The following is a 16,370-nucleotide window of genomic DNA, read 5'->3' on the forward strand; positions in this document are numbered from 1 at the left end:
AACACAAACCAGCAATCGCCAATCCGCTTGAGTTTCTTTAGAACGAAAGACTTCGTCGCCAGCAGCGCCGCCGCCCTCGTTCAGTGAGTGGGCTTATAGAACCAACCCCTTTTCTAAGTCAACAGCCATACCAAAAGTTTTTTGACAATTTTGTAACGGGTTGAAAATCAAGGGATTTTAGCTCGTATCTCCAAAAACAGGCAAAACCCCCGCATGGTGGGGCGGTTTTTGGGATTCATTTTCCGCCGAATCTCGAAGAGTGGCTTCGGCGGGTGGAGACAAGCCCTATATGGGAAGCTTTATAAGGATTTCCAGGGTGCTTGCCTGTCACGCGCCTCACTCGCTAGTTTGGCGAGACGAATGATCCGGCGGAGTGAAAGAATGCTAGTCCTCGACGAAGAACAGACGCGTGCGGCGCTGCCCTGGCCGGAATTGATCGAGGCGATTGCCGCGATGTTCACGAGCGAATGCGTGATGCCGGTGCGCCATCATCACGATATGGAGGTGCCCGGCGAGGAAAGCGCGACGCTGCTTCTGATGCCGGCCTGGGTTCCAGGGCGTTATGCCGGGGTGAAGGCAGTCTCGGTCTTTCCAGGCAATATGCGGCGCGGCCTTCCGGCAATCTCAGGGACCTATCTGCTTTCCTCCGGCGCCACCGGTGAAATGCTGGCCGTCATCGACGGCGGTGAATTGACGGCGCGGCGGACGGCGGCGACATCGGCGCTGGCGGCCCGCTATCTCGCCCGCCCGGATGCGGAGGAACTGCTCGTTTGCGGAACCGGGCGGCTGTCCCTCAACCTGATGCTCGCCCACGGCACGGCACGGCCAATCAAGAGATACAGGATCTGGGGCCGCAACGAGCAGGCGGCAGAGAAGATCGCCGCCGAAGCGCGAGCGCTCGGCCTCGATGCCGAGGCGGTGGCGGACAGACAAGCCGCAGCGCGAACGGCCGATATCATTTCCTGCGCCACGCTTTCCAGCGAACCGCTGATATCAGGCGCATGGCTGAAACCCGGCGCCCATCTCGATCTCGTCGGGGCCTTCAAGCCGAGCATGCGCGAAAGCGACGACGAGGCCATTCGCCGCGCTTCGGTCCATGTCGATACCCGCGCGGGTGCGATGAGCGAGGCCGGCGATATCGTGCAGCCGCTGAAAAGCGGTGTCCTGCCACCGAACGGCATCAGGTCGGAGCTTGCGGAGCTCGTCAGCGGCTCCCAAAGCGGGCGAAGCCAGGACACGGAAATCACCCTGTTCAAGTCGGTCGGCGCGGCGCTCGAGGATCTCGCCGGCGCCATTCTCGCCTATGAGACGGTGGCGGGCTGCAAGTGACAATCAGTGCATCCTTACCGGAGCTTCCGGTTTCGCATGTCCTGCCGGCCGTCGCCTCCGCGCTCGCCGCGCAGAAACGCGCCGTTCTTTCCGCCCCGCCTGGGGCCGGCAAGACGACGCTGGTGCCGCTTTATCTGCTCGACCAGGCCTGGCGCGGCGACGGCAAGATCATCCTGCTGGAGCCGCGGCGGCTGGCGGCGCGGGCCGCAGCAAACCGGATGGCATCCTTGATCGGCGAGCAGGTCGGCCAGACGATCGGCTACCGCATGCGCCTGGATACCAGGATATCGGCGGCGACCCGCGTCGAGGTGGTGACCGAAGGAGTCTTTGCCCGGATGATCCTCGACGATCCGGAACTCTCAGGCGTCTCGGCCGTGCTCTTCGACGAGTTCCATGAGCGTTCGCTGGATGCCGATTTCGGACTGGCGCTGGCGGTCGATGTCCAGTCGGCGCTGCGCGAAGATCTGCGCATCCTCGTCATGTCGGCGACGCTGGACGTGGAGCGCGTGGCCGCCCTGCTCGACCATCCGCCTGTCATCGAAAGCCTCGGGCGCAGCTTTCCGATCGATATCCGTTATCGGGACCGGCCAGGCGGCGAGCGCATCGAGGATGCCGTCACGCGGGCGATTATCGACGCGCATGGCGATGAGGATGGCTCGATCCTGGCTTTCCTGCCCGGCCAGGCGGAAATTACGCGCACCGTCGAGCGCCTGCAGGGGCGATTGGCGCCCGGAACGCTGATTGCGCCCCTCTACGGCAATCTCAGCCAGAAGGAGCAGGACGCGGCAATCCGGCCGGCGCTCAAGGGGACGCGCAAGATCGTGCTGGCAACGTCGATTGCCGAGACGTCGATCACCATCGACGGTGTGAGGATCGTCATCGACAGCGGTCTGCAGCGCCTGCCGGTTTTCGAGGCCTCGACCGGGATCACGCGGCTCGAAACGGTGCGGGTATCGCGGGCTTCCGCCGATCAGCGCGCCGGCCGCGCCGGGCGAACGGAGCCCGGCATCGCCATCCGGCTGTGGCACCAGGGACAAACGGCGGCGCTGCCGGCTTTCACGCCGCCGCAGATCCTTTCCAGCGATCTTTCCGGGCTGGTGCTCGATCTCGCGCATTGGGGCGTGCAGGATCCGGCATCCCTCGCCTTCGTCGATCAGCCGCCGGAAACGACGCTGAAAGAAGCGCGGGCATTGCTCGGCCAGCTCGGCGCGCTCGACAGGGACGGTGCGCTGACGGCCCGCGGCAAGGTGATGCGCGATCTCGCCCTGCCACCGCGGCTTGCCGCCATGGTCGTTTCAGCGGGGGAAACGGGGCATGCTCGCGAGGCGGCGATGATCGCCGTGCTTTTGACCGAACAAGGGTTTGGCGGAACGAGCATCGACATCGAGGAGCGGCTGCGGCGCTTCAAGGCCGAGCGGGGCGAAAGGGCCGAAGCTTCGCGGCGGCTGGCGGGGCGGCTAGCCGCCGACCTCGACAAGATTGCCGCGACGGCGCCGGCGCTTGCCGGTCAGCTGCTGCTGCACGCCTTCCCCGACCGCATCGCGCTTCAGCGCGGCGGGCGCGGGCGGTATGTGATGGCCAATGGCCGGGGAGCGGAACTACTGGAAACCGAGCGGCTGGCCGGCGGCCCGATGCTGGTCATCGCCGATCTCACCGGAAGGGCGGCGCAGGGGCGGATCCTTGCGGCAGCCGAGGTGACGCGCGGCGATATCGAAGCCGAACTGCCCGGCGAGATCAGGACCGACGACCAGACATTCTTCGACCGGCAGAGCCGGCAAGTCAGGGCGCGGCGGGCGACCCGGCTCGGCGCGATCGTCTTCGAGGAGACGCCCTTGCCGCGTCCTTCCGGGGCAGCGGTCACCCGGGCGCTGATGGAGGGGGTGCGCGAGCTGGGGCTCGATCAGCTTGCCTTCTCGAAGGAGGCCCTGCAGCTTCGCGAACGGATCGGCTTCCTTTACCGGACGATCGGCGATCCCTGGCCCGATGTCGGCGACGACGCCCTGCTTTCCCGGCTGGACGAATGGTTCGCGCCGTTCCAGAGCGAGGCCCGCGGTCTCTCCGATATTTCCGCAGGCGGGCTTTCGAACGGGCTGATGTCGCTGGTGCCGCATGAGCTGCAGCGCGATCTTAGCCGGCTTGCGCCGACGCATTTCGAGGCCCCGACCGGCCAGAGGCATCCGATCCAGTATGAAGGCGAGGAGCCGGTGCTGACGATCCGCGTGCAGGAACTTTTCGGGCTGAAGCAGCATCCGGCAATCGCCGGAGGCCGCCTGCCGCTGCTGCTGGAACTCACGTCGCCGGCGCATCGGCCGATCCAGACGACACGCGACCTGCCGGGCTTCTGGGCCGGCTCATGGAAGGACGTGCGCGCCGACATGCGCGGGCGCTATCCCCGCCATCCCTGGCCGGAGCGGCCGGAAGAGGCGCTGCCGACGACACGGGCAAAACCGCGTGGTACATGAGGCGATCCAAGGAGCCCCGGCATGATCGACAAGCCCGGCATAATCGACAAGACGGCGAGCCACACGCTGGAAGACCGGCACAGCAGCCGGAGACTGCGCCTGCAGACGCTGGTGCGGCTGCGCTGGCTTGCCGTCGGCGGACAGGCGGCGACGGTGTTCATCGTTGCCTTCTGGCTGAAATTTCCGCTGCCGCTGATCGCCAGCTGTTCGCTGATCGCCGCTCTTGCCTGGGTGAATTTCTACCTGACGATCCGCTATCCGCCGACGCACCGGCTGGGGCCGCCTGCCGCTTTCGCACTGCTCGGCTTCGATCTTCTGCAGCTCTGCGCGCTGCTCTTCATCACCGGCGGCCTTGCCAATCCCTTTGCCGCGCTCGTCTGCGTGCCCGTCATCATCTCCTTTGCCTCGCAGCCGATCCGCTACAGCACCGCGCTCATCGGCTTTGCGATGGTCTGCGTCACGGTGCTTGCCTTCTCGCCCTTCCCGCTGCCCTGGTTCGACGGGGTCGAGATCAACGTGCACAACGTCATGCAGTTCGGCGTCTGGTGCTCGATCGCCTCGACGATGGCCTTTGCCGCCTTCTATGCCTACCGCGTCTCGATGGAGGCAAGCCAACTCGCCGATGCGCTGGCGGCGACCGAATTGGTGCTGCAGCGGGAAAAGCATCTTTCGCAGCTCGACGGCTTGGCGGCGGCCGCCGCACACGAACTCGGCACGCCGCTTGCGACGATCAGCGTCGTTGCCAAGGAAATGGAGCGGGAACTCAAGGACGACGATCGTTTCCGCGAAGACGTCATGCTGCTGCGCAGCCAGAGCGAACGCTGCCGTGACATCCTGCGGCGGCTGACGACGCTTTCCTCGGAAGGCGAGGCGCATATGCGCCGGCTGCCGCTGTCCTCGATGATCGAGGAGATCGTCGCGCCGCACCGGGAGTTCGGCATCGCGCTCGAACTCATCGAAAAGAGCCCGCGCAAGGGCGAACCGGTCACCGACCGCAATGCCGGCATCATGTACGGGCTCGGCAACCTCATCGAAAATGCCGTCGATTATGCCCGGGAGAAGGTGACCGTGACGGTCGAGCACGATCACGACAAGGTGCGGATCGTCATCGAGGACGACGGCAATGGTTATTCGCCCGACATTCTGACGCGAATCGGCGAGCCCTATGTGACGAAGCGGCAAAAGGAGGATACGGCCGGCGGCCTCGGGCTCGGGCTTTTCATCGCCAAGACGCTGCTGGAACGCTCGGGCGCATCGCTGATTTTCGAGAACCGCGACCCCGAAAGCGCCGGTGCGCGCATCCGCATCGAATGGCCGCGGATGCTGATCGATGCAAATTCGACAAAATGAGATTATGGGCATAAACAGGATTTGCGGTTGACCGCGCTCGGGCGCGGAACCGCCGGGACCCAAGACGATGACAGAACAAAATCACGACAATTTCGCCGCTTCCGATGAAGACCATATCGGTCCCGACGCCAGCCTGCTGATCGTCGACGACGACGGCCCTTTCCTGCGCCGGCTGGCACGGGCAATGGAGACGCGGGGCTTCCAGGTGGAAACGGCTGAATCCGTGGCGGAAGGCGTTGCGAAATCGAAAGGCAGGCCGCCGAAATATGCGGTGGTCGACCTCCGGCTCGGCGACGGCAACGGGCTCGACGTCATCGAAGCGATCCGCCAGCGGCGCGACGACACCAGGATCATCGTGCTGACAGGCTATGGCAATATCGCCACGGCGGTGACCGCCGTAAAGCTCGGCGCCGTCGATTATCTGGCAAAGCCTGCCGATGCCGACGACGTCTTCTCGGCGCTGACGCAGCGCCCGGGGGAAAAGGCGGAGCTTCCCGAAAATCCGATGTCGGCCGACCGGGTGCGCTGGGAACATATCCAGCGGGTCTATGAAATGTGCGAGCGCAACGTGTCGGAAACGGCGCGCCGGCTCAACATGCACCGCCGCACGCTGCAGCGCATCCTCGCCAAGCGCGCGCCGAAATAGGCGAAGCCTCCGTCACACATCGTCCACGGTGAACGGTTTTCCGCTCGCCCATTCGGCCATCATCAGCCTTTGCGCGGCGGCGCGCGAGAAGTTGAGCGTCACGGATTTGCGCGTGGCGGGCGCCATGCGGTGCTCCGGCGCCCCACGAATCATATGGGCGCCGTAGCCGTCCGAAAGGAAAAGCCCGCATTCCTCGGGGAAGATATCGAGCGGCACATCCTGGTGAGTCGCAAAGAACAGCCGGTCGCAATGCAGCCTGTATTCCGGCCATTTGCGATCCACCCTGAAATCCTCGATGGACGTCTTGATTTCGATGATCCAGACCTCGCCCTTCTCCGAAAGCGTGATCAGATCGGCGCGGCGGCCACTCGCCAGCGGCAGTTCCGGCAGCACGGCGTGGCGCATTTCATGCAGCAATATCTGCGTGCCCCGCCGCACCATCATGGCCCTGTCCGACTGCCGGCCGTCGATTAACGGATTGTTATTGTAAACGCTCAAAATCGTCATGGATAACCATCCCAGGGGCTGGCGGGTTGTTGCAAAAAAACCATGCGCTTTTAATTTGCGCGGCAGACCAATTCCTCGCGCTGCAGCAGTCTTGCAAAGCGCAAGTTAATCGAAAATAAACCATAATCAACGATGGTCGAAAGACCTTCTCCTTGCCCCAAAACTTTCAAGAGTCATTCATGCGCATCCGCAATGCATTCCCTGTATTTGGCCTGCTGACGACGCTCGCTCTGGCCGGCTGCTCCACGACATCAGACAGCGCGTCCGTTGACAGCCAGGGCGCAGGCCCGACGGTACAGACGGCACAGATCTTCGATGAAGCCTACGGCGTGACGAAGGATGCTGGATATTCCCTGCCGGCGATCCCGATCAGCCGGGTCAAGCCGCAGTTCCGCCGCCAGGTCGTCAGCTACCAGACCACCGAGCGCCCGGGAACGATCATCGTCAACACGCGCGAGCGCTTCCTCTATTACATCCTCGCCAACGGCAAGGCGATGCGCTACGGCATCGGCGTCGGCAAGCAGGGCTTCGCATGGGCCGGCACCGCCTACGTCGCCTGGAAGCAAGAATGGCCGACCTGGCATCCGCCGAAGGAAATGGCGGTGCGCCGCCCCGACGTCGCCAAATATGTCGAAGACGGCATGGGTCCCGGCCTCAGCAATCCGCTCGGTGCGCGCGCCATGTATCTCTTCAACGAGGACGGCAAGGACACGCTCTTCCGCCTGCACGGCACGCCGGAATGGGCATCGATCGGCACCGCCGCTTCCTCGGGCTGCATTCGTCTGATGAACCAGGACGTCATCGACCTCTATAGCCGCGTGCGCCCTGGCAAGGGCACCTCCAAGGTCATCGTCATCCAGTAAGCTAGATGCCGAATTCGGTATAAAAAAGGCCGCCAGAACCTCGTTCCGGCGGCCTTTTCATATTCACACGGCCTGCTTCGCTTTCAATTCGAGGCGGCGGCGATGAAGCACCGGCTCGGTATAGCCATTCGGCTGCTCCCTGCCCTTCAGGACGAGATCGAGAGCGGCCTGAAAGGCGATCGAGCCGTCAAAATTGCCAGCCATCGGCTGGTAGGCAGGGTCCGACGCATTCTGCCGGTCGACGACGGCGGCCATGCGCTGCATCGTTTCGACGATCTGGGCTTCGGTGACGACCTTGTGATGCAGCCAGTTCGCCATGTGCTGAGCCGAGATGCGCAAGGTCGCGCGGTCTTCCATCAGGCCGACATTGTTGATGTCGGGCACCTTCGAGCAGCCCACACCATGATCGATCCAGCGCACGACATAGCCGAGGATGCCCTGGGCATTGTTGTCGAGTTCGCGCTGGATCTCTTCCGGAGACCAGTTCGGCCGCACTGCCACCGGCACGGAGAGAATGTCCGACAGTTTGGCGCGGGCGCGATCCTTCAGCCCCTGCTGGACCTTGGCGACGTTGACGCGGTGATAATGGGTGGCATGCAGGGTCGCCGCCGTCGGCGACGGCACCCAGGCGGTGTTGGCGCCGGCCTTCGGATGGGCGATTTTCTGTTCCAGCATCGCCGCCATCAGATCCGGCATCGCCCACATGCCCTTGCCGATCTGGGCATGGCCGGAGAGGCCGCATTCGAGGCCGATATCGACGTTCCAGTTCTCATAGGCCGAGATCCAGGCGGCCTGGCGCATGTCGCCCTTGCGAATCATCGGGCCGGCTTCCATCGAGGTGTGGATCTCGTCGCCGGTGCGGTCGAGGAAGCCGGTATTGATGAAGACGACGCGCTCGCGGGCGGCGCGGATGCATTCCTTGAGATTGACCGTCGTGCGGCGCTCCTCATCCATGATGCCCATCTTGATGGTGTTGCGCGCCATGCCGAGCATATCTTCGACCCGCGAGAAGATCTCGACGGCGAAGGCGACCTCTTCCGGCCCATGCATCTTCGGCTTGACCACATACATGGAGCCGGCGCGGGAATTCTTCTTCCGGCCGGCCGGACCAATATCGTAAAGCGCGATCAGGCCGGTGATGACGGCATCCATGATGCCTTCGGGCACTTCGTTGCCGTCGCGATCGAGAATGGCCGGATTGGTCATGAGATGGCCGACGTTGCGCACCAGCATCAGCGAGCGGCAGTGCACCTCGAAGGCGGCGCCATCGGGGCCTGTATATTCCAGGTCGGGGTTGAGCTTGCGGATAAAGCTCGCTCCGCCCTTGGCCACCTCTTCCTGCAGATCGCCCTTCATCAGGCCGAGCCAGTTGCGATAGACGACGACCTTGTCTTCGGCATCGACGGCCGCGATCGAATCCTCGCAGTCCATGATCGTCGTGATCGCCGATTCCAGCCAGACATCGGAAATATGCGCCGGATCGGCCTTGCCGATCGTCGTCGACGCGTCGATGACGATGTCGATGTGGATGCCGTTGTTCTTCAGGAGAATATGCGAGGGCGTGGCGGCGTCGCCGCGATAGCCGGCAAAATGCCCGCTATCCCGCAGCGCTACCTGCTCACCATCGGTCGATCGGACGATGAGCGCTCCATCCTTGACGGCGAAGCTGCCGACATCCTTCCAGCTCCAGTCCTGCAGCGGCACCGACGTATCGAGAAAATCGCGCACCCAGGCGATGACCTTCTCGCCGCGCTTCGGATTGTAAGCCTTGCCCTTTTCGGCGCCGTCGCTTTCCGGAATGGCATCCGTGCCGTAAAGCGCGTCATAGAGCGAGCCCCAGCGGGCATTGGCGGCGTTCAAGGCATAACGCGCGTTCATGACGGGAACGACGAGCTGCGGGCCGGCAATCGAGGCGATTTCCGCATCGACCTTTTCCGTCGAAACCTGGAAATCGGAGCCTTCCGGCAGGAGATAGCCGATCTGGCGCAGGAAGGACTGGTATTCGTCCATATCCGCCGGCGCGCCATGCTGGCGATACCAGTCGTCGATCTTTGCCTGCAGCTCGTCGCGTTTGGTGAGCAGCGCGCGATTCCTCGGGGCGAGATCGTGAACGATCGCCGAAAAATTGGCGAAGAATTTTTCCGCATCGACCGCCAGGCCAGGCAGCACCTCATTGACGAGGAAATCATGAAGGACGGCTTCGATGGCAAGACCGTTCTTATCAATGCGGCTCATGCGAGATTCTCCCTGCAGCGGCTTTCGGAAGCCGACACTTTGCCCGGCTTTCATTCACAGTCAATTCAGCAATAATTCGAAAGATTTATGCTCTTTCCGAAATTATGCGCGGCGTCACGCGCATCGGCAACCCGTTCTGCGGCTGCGTCGTCAGCTTCTGCACCGGCCAGGGATTGGTCTGATCGGTGGAATCAAAGCGATAGCGGTGCATCAGTACAGCGAGAGCAATCACTGCTTCCTGAAGCGCAAAGGTCGCTCCGATGCAGACACGCGGACCCGCCCCGAAAGGCAGGAACTGAAAGCGGCCGATGGAGCCGCGATTTTCCGGCAGGAAGCGTTCGGGCATATAGGCACGCGGCCTGTCCCAGTGACGTTCGTGGCGGTGCAGCGTCCATGGCATGATGAGCACGGTGACACCCGTCTCAATCTCGACCCGCTCGCCCTTGGCGCTCGTCCAGGAATCATCCGATATGGCGGCACGGTTGATCGATGGCGCCGGCGGATAAAGGCGCAAGGCCTCTTCGAAGGCAGCGCGCGTCTGCGGCATCATATCCAGCCACTCTACCGGCTCTACCCCGGTGGCAAGCACCGCGTCAATTTCCTCTTCCATCGCCTCGCGGATATGCGGGCTGTTCGATACGCAATACAGCGTCCAGGCCAATGCGCGGGCCGTGGTCTCATGCCCCGCGCCGATGAAGGTCAGGATATTGTCTTCGATCTCTTCCTTCGTCAGTCCGTCAGGGCCGGCCTGCTCCAGGAGCAGCGTCAGGAAATCCTCGGGCGCGCTGCTGCGGTCCGCCTTCATCTTTGCGAGCCGCATATCCATGGTGTCGCGGACGATGGCGCGGAATTTCTCCAGCACCTTCTGACCGCCGATGCGTGTCACACGTGGAACCCAGGACGGAGCACGCATCAGATCCATCGGATCGACGCGGCCCATGCGATGCAGGAGTTCGTTGACATCGTCGGCGAAATGGCCGCTCGAGGTGACGATTTCGCCTGAAAACAGCGTGTCCGCGAGAATGGCGAAGGTCAGCTCCGTCATGTCGGTGCTGATGTCGAAAATTGCGCCTGCCTCGCCGGCGCTCTCATATTTGCGGACATAGTCCTCGGACTGGCGCAGCATTTGCCCGGCAAAGCCCTGGGCATGACGAGGCGTAAAAACGGGCGCCACCGCCTTGCGCGATCTCTTCCAGACGGGACCTTCGGCGGTCAGAAGGCCGTCGCGGAGGATCGGACGCAGGACGAGCTGGCGAACATCCGACATGCGGTAATTATTGGCATTGTCGACCAGCACATGCTTGATGAGGCCGGGATCGTTGACGATCAGCGTCCTTTGGCCGAAGAAACTGGTGCGGATCCAGGGCAGCGTATAGGACGGCTCGCCCCAGAGCTCGAGCGGATTGCGCAGGATGATGCGGATGATATCAAGCCGGCTCGGCGGCTCTGTGCGCGGTAGCGGCGCCGGCGGAACGAAGGGATCAGGACGCATGTCCATCGTCAAAGCCTTTCGGGGAAGATCGGCGTCTTCCCGGCAAGCTTGAAGCTAGAGCAGGCCCTTGAGTTCGTCCAGCTTGTCGTTGATTAGCCAGCCGTAATAATTCTCCTCCGGCCAGACCGTGGCGCCGGAAGAACGGTTTTTCGCAGCAAGTGCCGCGGCGCGCTGGCGCGAATTGCCGACATTGTAAAGGGTCGCTGTCAGGCCGGGATTGCCCGAGATATCCATGCCGGCAATCTCCTTGTAATCGTCGATCGACCTGCGGATCGAAGCGGCGACGAAGGCGAGCGAGATATCGGGATCCATGATCGCCTTGTAGACGGCGCCGGCATTCTTCTCGTTCAGCTTCGGATATCCCGATACGCGGCTGACCAGATCGGAGAGCATCAGCGCCGTCAACGGATTGACCTGGCCGAGGCCGAAGGTCTGGCCGGCATAGAAAGGCTGGAAGAAGACCGCGCTGAAGCGGTTATTGGGGAAGTTTTCGCCACCGACGGTCTTGCCGCGGAAATCGCTCTCCCAGACGTCTTCCCGGCACGACCAGAGCGTATAGGAATCGCTCTTGCTCTTACATTCGGCAAATTGCGGCCGCGCCACGAAATCGTCGACGCTTTCGCCCTCATAGGCAAAGCGGAAGCTTTCTCCGGCATAGGAGGCAGCCTTGACGTAATAGGCCTGCAGCCGGTCATAGGCGTCGACATTATAGGTATGCTCGCCGACGATGGCGCCGACCACATGGATGGGATTGATGCCGTAAGCGCTGGAGACCTTGCGGATCTTGGCCATCAGCTCGCGATCGGTCGCCAGCAGGTCGTGGACCTTCTCATATTTCACATCGAAGCTGCTTTTGGTGCCCTTGGTGCGCCTGATAGAAGCGCCCGGTATGTCAGGCTGCTCGGCATGGCGGTTGCCTGCCGGAACCGTCTGCATTGCGAAGGCCGGCGCCGAATTCAACAGCGCAGCGGCAATCATAAGGCTTGTCAAAAGGCGTCGCACGATCCGCTATCCCGTCCGTTCATCGTCCTGTTCGCGATGCGGCTGACTGGACCAGAATCTTGGCCGAATAAAGCCGGAGCGGAAAACAAAACGGGCCTTCACTAGAAAGTAAAAGGCCCGCTGTCGAGAGAGAGTTCATCACAATGCGGCATTCAAGCCGGCAAAGACAAGAACCGGTGCGCCGATATCACAGAATGAATCGCGAGAGGTCGGTATTCTGCGCGAGATCGCCGACATGTTCGCGGACATAGGCAGCGTCGATCGTGATCGCCGTGCCGGAGCGATCCGGAGCGTTGTAGGAAATGTCGTCCAGAACCCGCTCCATCACCGTCTGCAGGCGGCGTGCTCCGATATTCTCGACGGAAGAGTTCAAATGCACGGCGACATCGGCAAGCGCATCGATCGCATCTTCGGTGAAATCGAGGCTCAGGCTTTCCGTCTCCATCAGCGCACGATACTGGCGGATGAGGCTCGCCTCCGTCTCGGTCAGGATCCGGCGGAAATCCTCCTTGTTCAGCGCCCGCAATTCGACGCGGATCGGCAGGCGACCCTGCAGTTCGGGGAGAAGATCCGAAGGCTTGGAGACATGGAAGGCGCCCGACGCGATGAACAGGATATGGTCCGTCTTCACCGGCCCGTATTTGGTCGATACGGTCGTGCCTTCGACGAGCGGCAGAAGGTCGCGCTGGACGCCTTCGCGCGAAACGCCGGCGCCCATGCCGCCGTCGCGGGCTGCGATCTTGTCGATTTCGTCCAGGAAGACGATACCGTCATTCTCGGTGGAACGAACGGCCTCGCGCTGGATCACCTCATTGTCGATCAGCTTGTCGGATTCGTCGCGGATCAGATCGGTGTAGGAGGCTTTGACCGTTGTGCGGACCTTCTTGGTGCGCCCGCCCATCGCCTTGCCGAACATTTCCGACAGGTTGAGCACGCCGATATTGGCGCCCGGCATGCCGGGGATCTCGAAACCTCCCATGCCGGAACCGGCATCGGCCACTTCGATATCGATTTCCTTGTCGTCGAGTTCGCCATCCCTCAACTTCTTGCGGAAGCTTTCGCGGGTCGCCGGCGAAGCTGTGGTGCCGACCAGGGCATCCAGCACGCGCTCCTCGGCACTCACATGCGCCTTGGCCTGCACTTCGGCCCGCTTCTTCTCGCGCACCAGGCCGATGCCGACTTCGACCAGATCGCGGATGATCTGCTCGACATCGCGGCCGACATAGCCGACTTCGGTGAATTTGGTCGCTTCGACCTTGATGAAGGGTGCGCCGGCGAGCTTCGCCAGGCGGCGGGAGATCTCGGTCTTGCCGACACCGGTCGGGCCGATCATCAGAATGTTCTTCGGCATGACTTCGTCGCGCAGGCTGGGATCCAGCTGCTGGCGGCGCCAGCGGTTGCGCAGCGCAATCGCAACGGCGCGCTTGGCGTCGTGCTGGCCGATGATGAAGCGATCGAGTTCGGAAACGATCTCGCGAGGGGAAAAAGTCGTCATATCACATCCGTTTCTTGCGGTGGGTCCAAGACCATGAAATGGGCCGGACCGTATATTGAAGTTCTCGTATCGACGTGCCGAAAGCCTGCCTTCTCGTAAGCGCGGATCGCTCGTGTATTGGCCGGATGGGGATCGATCACAATCCGTTTCGCGCCAGCGGCGAAAAGTTCGGCAGCCATCTGCCGAATGATCGCGCTGCCATGGCCCTTGCCCAGCAAATCGCTGTTGCCGATTGAAATATCTAGTCCGATCGTGCCTTTCGGCTGATCCTGATAGGGATGATCCTCTTCAAGATGCGGATCATAGGTTTGGATATAGGCAAGCGGCGCTCCATCCAGTTCCACGATCATCGGCCGGGTTTCCACACTCGTCATCGACGCCTTGATCGAAGCAAGCTCCTCATCGACAGCATCCCACCATTCTGCGATATGCGGTTCGGCCAGCCAGCGGGCGAGCAGAGGGAAATCCTCATCGACCACACCGCGGAATGCGTAGTGTGTGGTGGCGTCAGCTTTCGGCATCCAAGGTTTCCACCACGATGTTGTGGTTCGTGTAGACACAAATATCCGCGGCAATTTCGAGCGCGCGCCGTGCGATCTCCTCTGCCGATTTGTCGGTATCCATAAGCGCGCGCGCAGCCGCGAAAGCAAAGTTGCCGCCCGAACCGATCGCCGTCGTGCCGTGTTCAGGCTCCAGGACATCGCCGTTGCCGGTGATCGCGAGCGTGATCGACTTGTCGGCGACGAGCATCATGGCTTCGAGATTACGCAGGTATTTGTCGGTCCGCCAGTCCTTGGCGAGCTCGACGGCGGCCCGCATCAGCTGGCCGGGATATTGCTCCAGCTTCTTTTCAAGTCTTTCGAGCAGGGTGAAGGCATCGGCGGTGGCCCCGGCAAAACCGGCGATCACTTCGCCCTTGCCGATGCGGCGCACCTTGCGAGCATTGCCCTTCATGACGGTCTGGCCGAGGCTCACCTGGCCGTCGCCCGCCATCACCACCTTGCCGCCTTTTCGAACTGTAATGATCGTTGTCATAAAACACCTGTCTGCCCATGACGCGGGCAATCGCGTTAGGCCGCACACCGGCCTGTTGAGCCCTATGTAAGTGGGCAGGAGCCGATTGCAAATGGGCGGGCTTTTCTCTTCCCCGGCTTCTGGATATTTGCCGATGCGCCTGATAAGGAACGGCCTTATTCCCGATGGAGGGCCATATGGCCGAGACCGCAGCAAGCCGCACCGGCAGCGTTTCCCGCAAGACCAACGAGACTTCGATCTCCGTTTCCGTCAATCTCGACGGCACCGGCAAGTCGAAAATTTCGACGGGCGTCGGCTTCTTCGACCATATGCTCGACCAGCTTTCGCGGCATTCCCTGATCGACATGGAGATCGAATCCAAGGGCGACCTGCATATCGACGACCACCATACGGTCGAGGATACCGGCATCGCCATCGGCCAGGCGATCTCCAAGGCGCTCGGCGACCGGCGCGGCATCACGCGTTACGCTTCAATCGATCTCGCCATGGACGAGACGATGACCAAGGCTGCCGTCGATCTTTCCGGCCGGCCGTTCCTCGTCTGGAACGTCGCCTTCAGCGCGCCGAAAATCGGCACCTTCGACACCGAACTCGTCCGCGAATTCTTCCAGGCGCTCGCCCAGAATGCCGGCATCACCTTGCATATTCTCAACCATTATGGCGCCAACAACCACCATATTGCCGAGACATGCTTCAAGGCCGTTGCCCGCGCGCTGCGTACGGCGACAGAGATCGATCCAAGACAGGCGGGCCGCGTTCCCTCGACGAAGGGCACGCTCGTCTGAGCCTCTCAAGGGAGCGGCGAGAATGACATCAAGCTATATTTTCCTGACGCCGCCCGGCAGCGCGGACACTCGCCCTGACGAGACGCGGACGATCCGCGACGGCTTCACCTGGCTCGGCTTCCTGTTTCCATGGGCCTGGCTGTTGGTCCATCGGTTGTGGCTGGCTGCGATTGCAGCCTTTCTCCTGCAGGCGATCGGCGGTGGGCTGATGGATCAATCCGGTCTCTGGCCGGCGGGCATGGCAATCACGCTGGGCGTCAATCTGCTGGTCGGCCTGGAGGGCCAGAATTTGCGTGTCCGCAACCTCTCCGCCAAAGGCTGGAACGAAGACGGACTCGTTGCAGCCGATACGATCGGCATTGCCGAGGATGTCTATTTCTCCGGCAAGGCAGATATTGTGGAGAGCGATGCCGCCGCGGCGCCGGACTGGGAGAACAAGACCCGGCCGAACCGCCCGCATGGCCAGGCCACATCGCTTGGTCTCTTTGGTTTTGATGGAGGACGCTGACGATGCGCGTCGCGATTATCGACTACGGTTCGGGCAACCTGCGCTCGGCGACCAAAGCTTTCGAACGGGCCGCCCGCGAGGCGGGTATCGATGCGCATATCGATCTCACCGACAAGGCCGAGAATGTTGCCGCGGCCGACCGCATCGTGCTTCCCGGCGTCGGCGCCTATGCCGATTGCCGGCGCGGCCTCGATGCCGTGCCTGACATGACCGAGGTGCTGATCGAGACCGTCGAGAAGAAAGCACGGCCGTTCCTCGGCATCTGCGTCGGCATGCAGCTCATGTCGTCGCGCGGCCTCGAGAAGACCGTGACGCAGGGTTTCGGTTGGGTTCCCGGCGACGTCGTCGAGATGACGCCCGGTGATCCCGCGCTCAAGATCCCGCAGATCGGCTGGAACACGCTCGACCTGAAGCGCGAACATCCCCTGCTCGACGGCATTCCAACCGGGCCGCAGGGACTGCACGCCTATTTCGTCCATTCCTACCATCTTGCCGCCGAAAATGCCGACGACGTCATCGCAACCGTCGACTATGGCGGCCCGATGACCGCTCTCGTCGGACGCAACAATATGGTCGGGGCACAGTTCCACCCGGAAAAGAGCCAGAAGCTTGGCCTGGCGCTGATTGCCAATTTCCTGCGCTGGAACCCGTAATACGGCCG

Annotated in this window: 15 protein-coding genes; 8 read left to right on the forward strand and 7 right to left on the reverse strand. The window is 62.3% G+C overall.

The window, feature by feature from the left end:
- Positions 1–381 precede the first annotated feature (381 nt).
- The 4 genes from ATY77_RS23015 (at position 382) to ATY77_RS23030 (ending at position 5,787) form a co-directional block, all read left to right on the forward strand.
- On the forward strand, positions 382–1,329 hold the full coding sequence (locus ATY77_RS23015) for an ornithine cyclodeaminase family protein (RefSeq protein WP_088689000.1): 948 nt from the start codon (positions 382–384) through the stop codon (positions 1,327–1,329).
- Positions 1,326–3,791, forward strand: coding sequence for an ATP-dependent helicase HrpB (gene hrpB / locus ATY77_RS23020; protein ID WP_088689001.1), 2,466 nt, complete (start codon positions 1,326–1,328; stop codon positions 3,789–3,791). The genes ATY77_RS23015 and hrpB overlap by 4 nt, the downstream gene beginning before the upstream one ends.
- 21 nt (positions 3,792–3,812) lie before the next feature.
- Entirely contained in the window at positions 3,813–5,141 is a 1,329-nt protein-coding gene (locus ATY77_RS23025; RefSeq protein ID WP_088689002.1) for an ActS/PrrB/RegB family redox-sensitive histidine kinase, read from the forward strand.
- A 67-nt stretch (positions 5,142–5,208) separates the two neighbouring features.
- Positions 5,209–5,787, forward strand: coding sequence for an ActR/PrrA/RegA family redox response regulator transcription factor (locus tag ATY77_RS23030; protein WP_025396545.1), 579 nt, complete (start codon positions 5,209–5,211; stop codon positions 5,785–5,787).
- A gap of 12 nt (positions 5,788–5,799) precedes the next feature.
- On the opposite strand, the gene ATY77_RS23035 is transcribed toward ATY77_RS23030, so the two are convergent.
- The gene (locus ATY77_RS23035) at positions 5,800–6,294 is read right to left on the reverse strand and encodes an MmcB family DNA repair protein (protein WP_088689003.1); all 495 of its coding nucleotides are present in this window, start codon (positions 6,292–6,294) and stop codon (positions 5,800–5,802) included.
- Between the two features lie 179 nt (positions 6,295–6,473).
- Between ATY77_RS23035 and ATY77_RS23040 the strand changes: the two genes are divergently transcribed.
- Positions 6,474–7,157 (forward strand): L,D-transpeptidase, encoded by a 684-nt coding sequence (locus tag ATY77_RS23040; RefSeq protein ID WP_088689004.1) that lies wholly within the window; start codon positions 6,474–6,476, stop codon positions 7,155–7,157.
- Between the two features lie 63 nt (positions 7,158–7,220).
- Here ATY77_RS23040 and ATY77_RS23045 read toward each other — a convergent pair whose 3' ends face one another.
- The 6 genes from ATY77_RS23045 to hslV form a co-directional block, all read right to left on the reverse strand.
- Complete coding sequence (locus ATY77_RS23045) at positions 7,221–9,392, reverse strand: malate synthase G (RefSeq protein ID WP_088689005.1); 2,172 nt, start codon at positions 9,390–9,392, stop codon at positions 7,221–7,223.
- Between the two features lie 85 nt (positions 9,393–9,477).
- Positions 9,478–10,890, reverse strand: coding sequence for a cytochrome P450 (locus tag ATY77_RS23050; protein WP_088689006.1), 1,413 nt, complete (start codon positions 10,888–10,890; stop codon positions 9,478–9,480).
- 48 nt (positions 10,891–10,938) lie between these two features.
- Positions 10,939–11,886: a DUF1402 family protein gene (locus tag ATY77_RS23055; protein ID WP_088689007.1), complete on the reverse strand. Its 948-nt coding sequence runs from the start codon at positions 11,884–11,886 to the stop codon at positions 10,939–10,941.
- Positions 11,887–12,073: 187 nt separating this feature from the next.
- A complete protein-coding gene (gene hslU, locus ATY77_RS23060; RefSeq protein ID WP_088689008.1) occupies positions 12,074–13,381 on the reverse strand; it encodes an ATP-dependent protease ATPase subunit HslU in 1,308 nt (435 codons plus the stop codon).
- Positions 13,378–13,902, reverse strand: coding sequence for a GNAT family N-acetyltransferase (locus tag ATY77_RS23065; protein ID WP_088689009.1), 525 nt, complete (start codon positions 13,900–13,902; stop codon positions 13,378–13,380). Before ATY77_RS23065 ends, hslU begins: the two co-directional genes overlap by 4 nt.
- Complete coding sequence (hslV, locus tag ATY77_RS23070; RefSeq protein WP_088689010.1) at positions 13,889–14,416, reverse strand: ATP-dependent protease subunit HslV; 528 nt, start codon at positions 14,414–14,416, stop codon at positions 13,889–13,891. Before hslV ends, ATY77_RS23065 begins: the two co-directional genes overlap by 14 nt.
- 176 nt (positions 14,417–14,592) lie before the next feature.
- Between hslV and hisB the strand changes: the two genes are divergently transcribed.
- The 3 genes from hisB to hisH are packed head-to-tail and all read left to right on the forward strand — an operon-like array spanning position 14,593 to position 16,362.
- On the forward strand, positions 14,593–15,201 hold the full coding sequence (gene hisB, locus ATY77_RS23075) for an imidazoleglycerol-phosphate dehydratase HisB (protein ID WP_088675351.1): 609 nt from the start codon (positions 14,593–14,595) through the stop codon (positions 15,199–15,201).
- 22 nt (positions 15,202–15,223) lie between these two features.
- Positions 15,224–15,709 carry a DUF2628 domain-containing protein gene (locus ATY77_RS23080; protein ID WP_088675352.1) on the forward strand — a complete coding sequence of 162 codons (486 nt, stop codon included), beginning with the start codon at positions 15,224–15,226 and terminating at the stop codon, positions 15,707–15,709.
- A gap of 2 nt (positions 15,710–15,711) precedes the next feature.
- On the forward strand, positions 15,712–16,362 hold the full coding sequence (gene hisH, locus ATY77_RS23085; protein ID WP_088675353.1) for an imidazole glycerol phosphate synthase subunit HisH: 651 nt from the start codon (positions 15,712–15,714) through the stop codon (positions 16,360–16,362).
- The last annotated feature ends 8 nt before the right edge of the window (positions 16,363–16,370 follow it).

The organism is Rhizobium sp. R634, assembly GCF_002211305.1.
Lineage (GTDB): Bacteria > Pseudomonadota > Alphaproteobacteria > Rhizobiales > Rhizobiaceae > Rhizobium.